Genomic DNA, 12339 nt, shown 5'->3' on the forward strand with positions numbered 1-12339 from the left:
GAGGGGTGAGTTGTCAGAGCCGTGCACGCGCCGCCATCCGAAGCGGCTCACCTCCACGCTAGGGCTTCATCCCCGGACGTGGGGCCGGATGCGAATCACGCTTCGAGTCAGGCGAGTCCGAGCAGGTCGCGCACGTCGTCGGCCGTGATGGCGCCCGAGAGCGAGCCGCCTTCGTCGACGACGCGCTGGAAGAGGTCACGCTTGCGCTCCTGGAGGGCGACGACCTTCTCCTCGATGGTGCCGGCCGACACGAGCCGGTAGACGGTGACGGGACGGCTCTGCCCGATGCGGTGGGCGCGGTCGATCGCCTGCGCCTCGGCGGCCGGGTTCCACCACGGGTCGAGGACGTAGACGTAGTCGGCCTCGGTCAGCGTGAGCCCGAAACCGCCGGCCTTGAGGCTGATGAGGAACGCGACGGCATCGCCCTCGCGGAAGCCCCGGACGACCGCCTGCCGGTCGGTCGTCGACCCGTCGAGGTATGCCGTCGCGAGCCCCGCGCGCGTCAGCGCGGCCTCGACGCGGCGCAGGAAGCCGGTGAACTGGCTGAAGACGAGGGCGCGGTGGCCCTCGGCGGCGAGCTCGCGCAGCTGGTCGACGAGGAACTCGATCTTGGCGGCCGTCGCCTTGCCGGCGTGGACCTCGTCGACGAGGACCGGGTCGAGCGCGAGCTGGCGCAGCCGGGTCAGCGCGGCGAGGATCGCGACACGGTTGGACTCGGGGTCGCCGAGCAGGCCCAGGACGCGCTGGCGTTCGCGTTGGAGGTGCTGGTCGTAGATGTGCCGGTGGACCGGGTGCGGATCGAGCGCCATGACCTGGATCTGCTTGGGCGGCAGGTCGATCGCGACCTGCTCCTTGGTGCGACGCAGCATCAGGGGCCGGATCCGGCGGCGGAGCAGGTCGAGCAGCTCCGGGCGCTCGCCGGACTCGATGGGCTTGCGATAGCTCTTCGTGAAGACGTCGGGTCGCGGGTAGAGCCCGGGGGCCGTCAGGGAGAGCAGCGACCAGAGGTCCATGAGGGAGTTCTCGAGCGGCGTGCCCGTGACGGCGACGGTGAAGGGCGCCCCGAGCCGGCGGACCGCGACGTGGGTCTTGGCCTGGCGGTTCTTGACGAACTGGGCCTCGTCGAGCACGACCCCACCCCACCGCACGCCGTGGAAGGCGGCGTCGTCGAGGCGCAGGACGGCATACGACGTGATGACGACCTCGGCGCCCACGACGGTCTCGGCGAGGGTGACCCCGCGCTTGCGCTCGGTGGCCGTGACGGCGACCGCCGCAAGGTGCGGCGCGAAGGTCTCGAGCTCGCCCATCCACGTGCCGACGACGCTCGTCGGCGCGACGACGAGCACCGGCCCACGCCCCTCCGGACCGGCGTCGCCGAGCTCGCCGCGGTCGTGCGCGCGCACGAGGGCCGCGATGACCTGGAGCGTCTTGCCGAGTCCCATGTCGTCGGCGAGGATGCCGCCGATGCGGGCGTCCCAGAGACGCGCGAGCCAGCGGTAGCCGTCGAGCTGGTAGGGACGCAGGGTCGCCCGGAGGTCGGGTGGCACCTCGGCGAGCGGGCCGGACTCGAGGGAGCCGAGCGCCTCGACGTTGGCCGCCCAGCGCGCGCTCTGCTCGTCGACGACGCCGAGGGCGACGAGCTCGTCCCAGAGGTCGGCGTGGTGGGCGCTGAGGCGCAGTCCGCCGGTCTCGGGGTCGGCGATGTCGCGGGCCTCCTCGATGAGGTCGCGCAGCCGGTGCAGCTCGGGCCGGTCGAGCCGGAAGAACGCGCCGGACTCGAGGAGCATGATCTCGTCGCCACGCGCGAGCGCACCGAAGAGCGGCTCGAAGGGCACGTCCTCACCGTCGACCTCGACGGAGACCCGCAGGTCGAACCAGTCGCCGGGCTCCGCCTGCTCGCGCCGCTCGCCGGTGCCCAGCCGGACGACGGGGGCCGACGTGACCTCCTCGTAGGCCGGGACGTCGCCGTCGACCTCGACAGTGACGTGCTCGTCGGCCTCGAGCAGGGGCAGCGTGTCGACGGCGAACCGCGCGGCCGCCAGGCCGGTGAGGACGACGCGCGGCACGAGGTAGGCGTGACCGCCGAGGTCGGCACGCAGTGCGCCGGGGACCGAGCGGAGCGACGTCGCGGCCTGCACCGCGGCGGCCTCGGCGTCCCGGTCGCGGCCACCGACGGTGCCGAAGCGCGCCGTCGTGAAGGGCCGCGGCGTGCCGTCGTAGGCGTGGCTCAGGTCGAGGCGCAGCTCGCCGGGGACGTCGCTGACGACGCGGACGTGCACGGTGACGACCTCCGGCTGGACGTCCTCGGGCAGCTCGGGCGCCGGCAGGGGCACCTCGGAGCGGACCCGCAGCCGCTGGCGCAGGCCCGGGACGACGGAGCGCAGGAAGCGGCCCCGCTCGTCGGCCGGCACCCGCAGGCCGGCGAGCGCCGAGGCGAGGGCGTCGGGACCGAGGTCGAGGTCCTGGTCGAGGGGCACGAAGGTCAGCGAGTCGTCGTCACCCTCGACGGCGACGGCGTGCACCGGGTCACCGAGGTAGAGCCGCTCGCCGGTGGCGCCGGCCGGCATCCCCTCGATGTCGACGTCGAGGTCGAGGTCACCGCTGCCGTCGGGGGCCCGTTTGACGAGGAGCACGAGCGTGGCCGCGTCGTCGGCGACGTGGACCGGACCGGTGACGCCCTCGCCGGGCAGCACCTCGATGCCGGCCGCGCGGGCCTCGCGCAGCAGCGGCCAGACCTCGGGGCTCGCGTCGAGCGAGAGCGGCGGTGTCGCGGAGAAGTACGTCGTGCCGCCCGAGCCGTGCCGGGCGACGTCGTGCAGGCGCCCCATGATGCGCTCGTGCTCGGGCAGGAAGCGGATGCCGGCGCGCCACTGGGGCAGCGCGTCGTGCCACGAGAGGGTGCGGTGCCACGTGCCGGCGCGGGTCCAGCGGGTCGGTCGGAGGCCGTAGCTGAGCTCGGGCACCCCTCTCCGCCCCCGCTGGTCGCGGTAGACGGTGTCGACGAAGAGGCCGGCCGGCATGAGGTCGCCCCGGGGCTCGGGCCGCTCGGCGACCGGGGACGGCTCGACGGCGCGCGGCCGGACGTGACCGAAGACGTCGGACCAGTGCGGCGGCACGACGAGCGGCACCGGCTCGGCTGCGGCCGGCTCGACGACGCCCTCGCCCTCGGCCAGTGGCCGCGGCTCGACGACCTTGCCCTGAGCGACGTCGCGCGCCGTGAGCATGAGCGCCACGACGTGCTTGCAGTCGCTGCGGACCGGGCAGCTGCACGTGCCGCTCCAGAGGTGCGAGCGCCCCTTCGGGTGCGGCCGGGCCTCGATGAAGGTCTGGTAGGTCTCGTGGCCGCTGCCCTCGATCGTGCCGAGCAGCATGAGCCCGTCGGGGCGCGTGGCGAGCGAGCGCACCCGGCGCTCGGCGGCATACGCCTGCCCGCGCTCGAAGGTACGCGTGCCGACCTGCTGGGCGATGTCGGGGTCGGTGACATCACCCACCCACGTCGCCCGCCCCACGCTCCACACCACCCGAGCACTGTACGTTCGCCCGCCGACACCGCCGGGCATCGTCCACAGGGTCGGGCAGGATGGGCGCATGCCCAGCACGCCCGACCCCCGCGAGCTGACGCTCGCCGACTTCCCGGTCCACCGTCCCGTCACGACCCGGTGGAGCGACAACGACATGTACGGCCACCTCAACAACGCCGTCTACTACGAGCTGTTCGACTCGGCGATCAACGGGTGGCAGGCCGAACACGTGACGGTCGACCCGATGACCGACGCGACCCAGGGCGTCGTGGCCGAGTCGTCGTGCGCCTTCTACGCCGAGGTGGCGTTCCCGGCGCCGCTCGTCGTGGGCGTCCGCGTCGTCCGGCTGGGGCGCAGCAGCGTCACCTACGAGCTCGGCCTCTTCGTCGACCCGGAGCGCAGCGCCGTCGCCGACCCCTCGATCAAGGCCCTGGGAGGCTGGGTGCACGTCGAGATCGACGCCGCGACCCGCCGCCCGACCCCCATCCCCGACCACCTCCGCGCCCTGATGGAGACGGCGGTGGTGTCGCACGAGGGCAGCCCCGCATGAGCGACGGCCCCCTCGATGAGACGTGGGAGTCGTGGACCTCCCGCGTCGCCGCCGACCTCGCCGCGCTCACCGACGACGACTGGCTGACCTTCACCGTCCACGTGGCGTCACGGGCGTCGAGCACGTATGCCGCCGAGCGGGCTCCCCGATCGTGGCGCCGCGGCGGCGCGAGGCCGGCTCCTCGGGCGCGGGTGCCTGACGTCTTCGTCCAGGCGCGGCGGCTCGAGGGCGTGCTCGCGCTCGAGTGCATCGGCGACACGGAGTTCGAGGGCCTGACCGACCTGACGCGCGAGGCGCAGGAGGCACTGGTGGGGCTCGGATGGACGCGCGACGGCGACGAGCCGGAGTTCAGCCGGGCGTTCGACCGCGCAGCCGAGGCGGCGGAGCTGCTCCGCGCGAGCCTCGCGCAGGTGCTGGGTGCCGTCACGCCCGCCGACGTCGACATCCGGCGAGCGCCGCGTCCGTGACCCCGGAGCCGGCGCCTGCGCAGCCGAACCAGCGCAAGCACGTGGTTCGGCTGCGGCCCAGAGATCACCTCGCGGCGAGCTGGCCCTGGCCGGAGGACAGTTCGGTCGGAGCCGTCCCGACGACGGCTCGGTCCAGGGAAGGGATGCCGAACGCCATGACGATGTAGAGGCCGGTGGCGACGAGGGGCACGGGGCTCGGCTCGAAGCCGTGCGCGCCCACGGCCACGCCGTTGACGACGAGGAGGACGCCTCCCAGCGTTCCGGTGACACCGGCCAGTCGGACACGACTGCCGAGGTGCCCGAGGCGCAACATCGCTGCAGCGGACATCAGCAGAGTGACCCCGAGCAGGATGGTGAAGAACGAGTTCACACCCCACTCCACCCAGCGGACTGCCTCCGCGGCGGCGAACCGGGACGCCCGGTCCTCCGGTGGAGCGGCGGCCCAGGAGTCGACAGCGTGCTTGAGGGCGACGCCGTCCACAGCCATGTTGATCGCGATGAGGGCCACGGTGGCGGCGGCGGCCGCATCGCCGAGCCGAACGAGCGCCGGGGACGCCCCCACCCGCTTCAGGGTGCGACCCAGGATGACGAACCCTGCGACCACCAGGCCTGCCGACAGGAACTGCAGGTCGTGGACCCATACCCAGTCGGTGCTGTGGGCGTACTCGGCGAACACGGCCGCATGGGAGTTCGGAGGCTGGTCGTGCGGGTGAAGGATGCCTCCGGCGACTGCCAGACCTGCGCCGCCGACGAGCAGTGCGGAGGAGAGGAGGGCAGGACGCGACATGGGCGAGTGAGCTCTCGGATTCAGAGCTGGAGTGACGGTGGAGGTGTGCGGTCGCCATGCCATGAGGATGCCCATGAGGGCGAACATCGCGACGTGACCCCACGTGAGCAGTGCATCGCCGGGAAGAACGCCGAGCCAGTAGGGGCACAACAGGACGAGGAAAGGCAGAGCCATGACAACCGACATCTCGACGATGTGGCGTGCTGGGTGCCGTCGCACCCACATCCAGGACGCCATGCCGAGGGTCATGTCGAAGGCCATGGTGAGGGCCATGGCGTCCGGCCGGCCGGTCAGGCCGGGCCAGACGCCGTCCCAGATCGCACCGAACAGCCCCATGCCGACGACCATCGAGAGGGTCATCTCGAGGTAGGCGACGAGGAAGCGGGCGGGCCGGGAGCGCAGGAGCCGGCGGACGGCCGCGCGAGGCGAGCGGTCCGCATACAGGGTCGTGAAGGTGGTCATGCCGACGATGGTCGATCCCAGAGGGCCGATCCCGGACGTGCCAGAGGTCACGAACCGGGTCACGCGTGGGGCATGACCTTCACAGCAGGCCGAGCGTGCGGGCCCTCAACGCGGCTTGCGTGCGGTCGCGGACGCCGAGCTTGGCCAGCACGTGGGTGACGTGGTTCTTGACCGTGCCCTCCGACAGGTAGAGACGCTCGGCGGCCTCCCTGTTGCTGAGCCCGTCGGCGACGGCCCGTAGGACCTCCAGCTCGCGCTGGGTGAGCGGATCGACGAGGGGCTGCGAACGCGGCTCGCTCGGGAGTTCGGGCAGCTGGCTCATCCGAGCCAGGACCTTGGCGGCCACTGACGGCTGGAGAACCGATTCGCCGCGGGCCGCCGCCAGCACGGCCTCGACCAGCCGCGGGGCGGTGGCGTCCTTGAGCAGGTATCCGACGGCACCCGCACGCAGGGCGGGAAAGACCTCGTCGTCGCCGTCGAAGGTGGTGAGCACGAGCACGCGAACCTCGGGATGCTCGACACGCAGCCGCCGGGTCGTGTCCACGCCATCGAGCACGGGCATCCGCAGGTCCATGAGCACGACGTCGGGTCGGAGCCTCTCGACGAGCTCCAGCGCCTCGACCCCGTCCTCCGCGGCGCCCACGACCTCGACCTCTGCGCGCATCTCCAGGAGCGTCGTCAGGGCCTCACGAAACAAGGTCTGGTCATCGACGACAAGCACCCGCACCGGGCGATCGAGGCTCATCCCGGCATCTCGACCCGGACGGCCACACCGCTGCCCGGTGCCGACTCGACACTGAGGGAGCCGCCGAGATCCTCGACGCGCTCACGGATGCCGACGAGGCCGAACCCGCCGGCGGTGCCGTCGAGGCCACGCCCGTCGTCGCGGACCTCCAGGCTCACCACGTCTGGGCGGTAGGTCAGCCGGATGACGGCGGCGTGGGCATTCGCGTGCTTGCGGATGTTGGTGAGGCCCTCCTGAGCGGCGCGGAAGAGCGCCACCTGGACCTCGTCGTCGAGCCGGCGCTCGCGCCCTCGGACCTCGACGGAGGTGGACGGACCGGACGACACACCCTCGGCAGCCAGGGTCTCCAGCTGCGCGGAGAGCCACTGCTCGGGCCTCGCCTCCCGCAGGGCGGCCACCGACTCGCGGACCGACACCAACGCGCGGCGCGCCTGGTCCTCCGCCTGGCTGAGCAGCCCGTCGGCCCTCGCCGGGTCGCTGCTCAGCACCGCCCTTGCGGCCTGCACCTGCATGCCGACCACCGTGAGATGGTGCCCCAGCCCGTCATGGATGTCGCGCGCGACGCGCGTGCGTTCACGCATGGTGGCCAGCTCCTCGGCCTGTTCGCCGAGCTCACGCAGCCGGCGGTTGGCGTCGGCGAGCTCCGACCGTGCCTGTTGCTCACGCAGGTGCAGCGCTGCGAGGACGAAGGCGAAGGCACACGCGAGTCCGGTGCTGACCACCTGGCGCACCGCGTCGGGCATGGGCATCCCCACGTGGACGAACGGGACGAGCACCGCGACGACGACCGCCCATCCGAGCGGTAGCAGCATGACGGCCTGGACGACCACCACCACCAGGAGCAAGGTGCTGCCGACCCCTGCGCCGGCCACGTTGAAGACGACGAACCCGAGCGCCAGGGCTACCGTCAGGTAGGCGACTGCGGCCGCGCGCCCCCGACTGAGCGCCCAGCGGTAGCCGACCACCGACCAGGCGACGAACACCACCCCGAGAGCACCGGCCGGCATGACCGAGCCGCTGGGAGCGGCCTCGAGCAGCATCACCAGCAACGCTGCTACGGCCAGCGCCGACAGGGCCCGGTTCACCGTCCCAATGTCGCGCCCGGCCCCGAGCGAGTCAATCGCGGCCCGGCCCCGGCTCCACCGTTTCCGCTCAGCGGCCGGCGGCGACCCGCTTCGCCGCGCGCTTCATGACCGCGGTGTAGGCCGGTCGGGCGAAGCGCTTGGCGCGCCAGGCGACGTGCCCGTCACGGTCGGTGAGGATGACGTCGCGGTGGGCGTCGATGCCGCGCACGACGATCGAGGCGATCTCGTCGGCGGTGCGCTTCGAGCCGCTGACCATCTTCTTGCCGGCCTCCTCCATCTCGGTGTCGGCACCCTGGAACGACGAGCCGAGGTTCGTCCGGAAGAACGACGGGCACACGACCGACACGTCGATGCCGTGCGGCGCGAGCTCGTGCGAGAGCGTCTCGCTCAGGGCGACGACGCCGGCCTTGACGGTGTTGTACGCCGACATGCCGGGGGCGTGGACGAGTCCGGCGAGCGAGGCGGTGTTGACGATGTGGCCGCTGCCCTGCTCCTTGAGGAGCGGGGTGAACGTGCGGCAGCCGCGGACGACGCCGAGCAGGTTGATGTCGACGATCCAGCGCCACTCGTCCATCGTCGCGACGTCGATGCGGCCACCCGCGGCGACGCCGGCGTTGTTGACGAGCAGGTCGAGCCCGCCCCACGTCTCGCGCACGTGGGCGAGCGCCGCGGCCCACGCCTCGTCGCTGCGCACGTCGAGCGGGAGGTAGGCCGCCGCCTCCGGGAGCGCATCGGGCCGGTCGGTCTGCACGTCGGTCGCGAGCACGTGGTCGCCGCGGGCGACGAGGGCGCGGACGAGTGCGAGGCCGAGACCTGAGGCACCACCGGTCACGAGGACGCGGCGGGGGGACGTGGGAGCGGAGGCACGGAGCGAGCGGGACGGCATACGCCCCAACCTACTGGCGGACGGTGAGGGTCACCTTGCCGTGGGCGCGGCGCTCGTCGATCTCCGTGAGCGCCGCCGCGACGTCGTCGAGCCGGTGGCGCGTGCCGATGGGCGGAGCGAGCGCGCCGCTCTCGAGGAGCGGGAGGATCGCGTCCCACTGGGTGCGCAGGTAGGTCGGGTCGGGCATCCAGAAGGCACCCCAGCCGACGCCGACGACGCTGATGTTGTTCAGGAGCAGCCGGTTGACCTTGACCTCGGGGATCTGGCCGGCGGTGAAGCCGATGACGAGCAGGCGGCCCTCGGGCGCGAGGCTGCGGAGGCTGTCGGTGAAGCGGTCGCCGCCCACCGGGTCGACGACGACGTCGACGCCGCGTCCGTCGGTGAGCTCCTTCGCGGCCGCGAGGAAGCCGTCGGCGAGGACGACGTGGTGCGCGCCGGCCGAGCGGGCGGTCCCGATCTTGTCGTCGGACGACACGACGGCGATGACGCGGGCGTCCATGGCGCGCGCCAGCTGGATGGCGGCGGTGCCGATGCCGCCCGCGGCGCCGTGGACGAGCACGGTCTCGCCGCGCTCGAGCTGGCCGCGACGGGTCAGGGCGAAGTGGACGGTGAGGTAGTTCATCGGCAGCGCGGCGCCGGTCTCGAACGAGACGGTATCGGGCAGCGGGAAGACCATCGCCTCGGGCACGGCGACCGTCTCGGCGAAGCCGCCGAGCACCGGGAAGGCCGCGACGCGGTCGCCGACGCGGAAGGCGCTGCCCTCGCCGACCTCGCGCACGACGCCCGCACACTCGGCGCCGGGGACGAAGGGCAGGTCCGGGCGCATCTGGTAGAGCCCGCGGCTCATGAGGACGTCGGGGAAGCTGACCCCCGCCTCGTGGACGTCGACGAGGACGTGGCCGGCGGTCAGGGCAGGCTCGTCGACCTCGCCGACCGTGACGGACGACGGCCCGTCGAGGCTCGTGACTCGTGCCGCGTGCATGCTGCTCCTCATCGTCGGGGGACCTCGACCCTAGCCGCCCGCAGGGCCACACTGGACGGGTCGGCCGATGCGTGCCGCGGGACCCAGGAGGCGGCCATGGGCGTGGCCAACCGGATGATGCGTGGGGCCAACGCGGCGCACGTGGCGCTCTACCGTCGCTTCGACGTCGGCTTCCTCCGCTCCATCCGGGGGATGCCGGTCCTCCTGCTCACCGTGGCCGGTCGGTCGTCCGGCACGCTGCGGACCAGCCCGGTCGGCTACTTCCGCGACGACGGCGCCTACGTCGTCTGCGGAAGCGCCGGCGGCGCGGCGGCGGAGCCGCAGTGGTTCCGCAACCTCCGCCACGCCGACACGGCCGTCATCGAGGTCGGCGACGAGCGGATCGAGGTGGACGTCGAGGTCGCTCGCGGCGCGGAGCGCGACCGTTTGTGGGGTCGCCTGCTCGAGGTCGCGCCGTTCTTCGGCGGCTACGAGGCCAAGGCCGCCGGGCGCGTCATCCCGTTGGCTGCGCTGACCCCGCGAGCGCCGACGTCCGCGGCGCCCTGATCGTGAAGGATGCCTTGAGCAGGTCGGTGTCGCGCGAGCTCGGTCCCACGCGCAGCTCGAACTCGCCCGGCTCGACGACGCGTCGACCGGCCGCGTCGACGATGGAGCAGGCTGTGGCCGGGACCTCGATGCGGGTGGTCACCGACTCACCCGGCGGGACGGTGACGCGGCGGAACGCCTTGAGCTCCTTGGCTGCCCACGTGACGCTCGTGACGACGTCGGTGACGTAGGCCTGCACGACCTCGTAGGCCGTCCGCTCGCCCGTGTTGGTGAGCGTGACCTCCGCGGCCACGACGTCGTCGGGCGAGAGTTCGGTGGCGTCGAGGGTCAGGTCGGACCACTCGACGGTCGTGTACGTCAGGCCCTCCCCGAAGACGAACTGCGGCTCCTGGGTGAGGTCGGCGTAGCGGTGGCCGTGCTGCCCGCGCACCTGGTTGTAGTAGGTCGGCTGCTGCCCGACGTGCCGCGGGATCGAGACGGGCAGGCGTCCGGCGGGCTCGATGTGGCCCAGGACGAGCTCGGCTACGGCACGGCCGCCGCGCATGCCGGGGCTGAAGGCCTCGATGACCGCGGCCGCCCGGAGCGCGCTGGGCGGCAGGACGTTGGGCTTGGAGTGGAGCAGCACGACGACGATGGGGACGCCGGTGCCGTCGAGCTGGTCGACGAGGGCGTCGAGCAGGGCGACCTGACCGCCCTGCAGGTCGAGCGTCGCCGTCGAGCAGCCTTCTCCCGTCAGGGCGATCGTGTCACCCAGGACGACGACGGCGAGGTCGGCGGCGCGTGCTGCAGCCACCGCCTCGGCGAGCTGGGCCGGGTCGACGGGCGCGGGTGCTGAGACCGGCGGACGGGGCTGGCCGTCGGGGAAGAGCGGCCCCTCGGGGTCGGGCACGAGGGTCTCGATCTCGGCGCCCCGAGCACGGGTGACGGCCCAGGTCGACGGGACGACGGCGCGGAAGCCGTCGAGCACGGTCTCGACCGTCTCGCGCGGGTGACCGTCGGGCATCCAGTCGACCTGGCCGGAGGCGCCGGCCCAGTCGCCGAGATTGGCCTGCGGGTCGTCGGCGTTCGGCCCGAGGACGGCCACGGTGCGCGGGACGTCCGTGACGGCATACGGAAGCGTGCCGTCGTTGGTGAGGAGCACGAGCGAGCGGCGGGCGACGTCGAGGTTGAGGGCGGCGTGCTCGGCGGAGCCGATGACGACGCGCTGGCGCTCGGCGTCCGGCGGCCGCGGGTTCTCGAAGAGCCCGAGCTCGAGCTTGACGCGCAGCACCCGGCGGGCGGCCTCGTCGATGGCGCGCTCGTCGAGCAGGCCGCGCGCGACGGCCTCCTGGGCGGCCTCGAAGAAGGCCGGGGTCGTCATGACGAGGTCGTTGCCGGCGCGGACCGCGACCGTCGCGGCCTCGACGTCGTCGGCGCAGACCTTCTGCTCCCAGACCATCCGACCGACGTTGTCCCAGTCGGTGACGAGGGTGCCGGTGAAGCCCCACTCCCCCTTGAGCACCTCGTCGAGGAGCCAGCCGTTCGCCGTCACGGGGACGCCGTCGATCGCCTGGTAGCCGAGCATGAAGGTGCGGCAGCCCTCCTGCACGGCTCGCTCGAAGGGCGGCAGGAACCACGACGTCAGCTTGCGACGGCTGAGGTCGGCCTCGCTCGCGTCGCGGCCGCCCTGGGTCTCGGAGTAGCCGGCGAAGTGCTTGGCGCACGCGAGGACGGCCGTCGGGTCGGTGAGGCCGTCGCCCTGGTAGCCCCGGATCATGGCCGCGCCGAGCTCACCGATGAGGTACGGGTCCTCGCCGAAGGTCTCGCCGACCCGGCCCCAGCGCAGGTCGCGGGTGATGCAGAGGACGGGCGAGAAGGTCCAGTGGATGCCGGTCGCCGACACCTCGACGGCCGTGACGCGTGCCGCCTGCTCGACGAGGTCGGGGTCCCACGAGCAGGCCATCCCGAGCTGGGTCGGGAAGATCGTCGCACCCGGCCAGAAGGAGTGGCCGTGGATGCAGTCGTCGGCGGTGAGGAGCGGGATGCCCAGACGCGTCCGGGCCGCGAGCTCGATGGCGCGCGGCAGGTAGTCCGGGGAGGTGTGCAGGATCGAGCCGGCCAGCTTCGTGTGGACGATCTCGGTCAGGTCACCGCGCGCGTCGAGCTGGAGCATCTGGCCGACCTTCTCGGGCAGCGTCATCCGAACGATGAGGTCGTCGAGGCGCTCCTCCACGGAGAGCGACGGATCGCGGTAGGGAGCGTCGGTGGGGGCAGCGGCGGCAGCATCGTCGGGCACGTCCCGACGCTAGCCGACCGGCAGACCTAGGCT

The 12339-nt window shown here is 72.8% G+C and carries 10 protein-coding genes; 3 read left to right on the forward strand and 7 right to left on the reverse strand.

All coding sequences use genetic code 11. From position 1 onward, the window contains the following. Positions 1-107: 107 nt before the first annotated feature. Positions 108-3521 carry a DEAD/DEAH box helicase gene (locus ASE25_RS03755; RefSeq protein ID WP_056822834.1) on the reverse strand — a complete coding sequence of 1138 codons (3414 nt, stop codon included), beginning with the start codon at positions 3519-3521 and terminating at the stop codon, positions 108-110. A gap of 67 nt (positions 3522-3588) precedes the next feature. Between ASE25_RS03755 and ASE25_RS03760 the strand changes: the two genes are divergently transcribed. Both ASE25_RS03760 and ASE25_RS03765 read left to right on the forward strand, forming a co-directional pair. Next, positions 3589-4071, forward strand: coding sequence for a thioesterase family protein (locus ASE25_RS03760; RefSeq protein WP_056822837.1), 483 nt, complete (start codon positions 3589-3591; stop codon positions 4069-4071). Next, the gene (locus ASE25_RS03765; protein WP_056822840.1) at positions 4068-4538 is read left to right on the forward strand and encodes a hypothetical protein; all 471 of its coding nucleotides are present in this window, start codon (positions 4068-4070) and stop codon (positions 4536-4538) included. Before ASE25_RS03760 ends, ASE25_RS03765 begins: the two co-directional genes overlap by 4 nt. A gap of 64 nt (positions 4539-4602) precedes the next feature. On the opposite strand, the gene ASE25_RS03770 is transcribed toward ASE25_RS03765, so the two are convergent. From ASE25_RS03770 to ASE25_RS03790, 5 genes are all read right to left on the reverse strand, one after another. Then, on the reverse strand, positions 4603-5787 hold the full coding sequence (locus ASE25_RS03770; protein WP_157623304.1) for a hypothetical protein: 1185 nt from the start codon (positions 5785-5787) through the stop codon (positions 4603-4605). Between the two features lie 79 nt (positions 5788-5866). Then, the gene (locus ASE25_RS03775; RefSeq protein WP_056822843.1) at positions 5867-6532 is read right to left on the reverse strand and encodes a response regulator transcription factor; all 666 of its coding nucleotides are present in this window, start codon (positions 6530-6532) and stop codon (positions 5867-5869) included. Next, positions 6529-7617 carry a sensor histidine kinase gene (locus tag ASE25_RS03780; RefSeq protein WP_056822846.1) on the reverse strand — a complete coding sequence of 363 codons (1089 nt, stop codon included), beginning with the start codon at positions 7615-7617 and terminating at the stop codon, positions 6529-6531. The genes ASE25_RS03775 and ASE25_RS03780 overlap by 4 nt, the downstream gene beginning before the upstream one ends. Positions 7618-7684: 67 nt before the next feature. Beyond that, positions 7685-8503: an SDR family NAD(P)-dependent oxidoreductase gene (locus ASE25_RS03785; protein WP_056822849.1), complete on the reverse strand. Its 819-nt coding sequence runs from the start codon at positions 8501-8503 to the stop codon at positions 7685-7687. A 10-nt stretch (positions 8504-8513) separates the two neighbouring features. Next, positions 8514-9485 (reverse strand): NADPH:quinone oxidoreductase family protein, encoded by a 972-nt coding sequence (locus ASE25_RS03790; protein WP_056822850.1) that lies wholly within the window; start codon positions 9483-9485, stop codon positions 8514-8516. A 96-nt stretch (positions 9486-9581) separates the two neighbouring features. Here ASE25_RS03790 and ASE25_RS03795 point away from each other — a divergent pair, with 96 nt between their 5' ends. After that, complete coding sequence (locus tag ASE25_RS03795) at positions 9582-10031, forward strand: nitroreductase/quinone reductase family protein (RefSeq protein ID WP_056822853.1); 450 nt, start codon at positions 9582-9584, stop codon at positions 10029-10031. On the opposite strand, the gene ASE25_RS03800 is transcribed toward ASE25_RS03795, so the two are convergent. Next, positions 9979-12306 (reverse strand): glycoside hydrolase family 3 N-terminal domain-containing protein, encoded by a 2328-nt coding sequence (locus ASE25_RS03800; protein WP_056822855.1) that lies wholly within the window; start codon positions 12304-12306, stop codon positions 9979-9981. The two genes, ASE25_RS03795 and ASE25_RS03800, sit on opposite strands and share 53 nt — an antisense overlap. Positions 12307-12339 lie beyond the last annotated feature (33 nt).

Source organism: Terrabacter sp. Root85 (assembly GCF_001429185.1).
Taxonomy (GTDB): domain Bacteria; phylum Actinomycetota; class Actinomycetes; order Actinomycetales; family Dermatophilaceae; genus Terrabacter.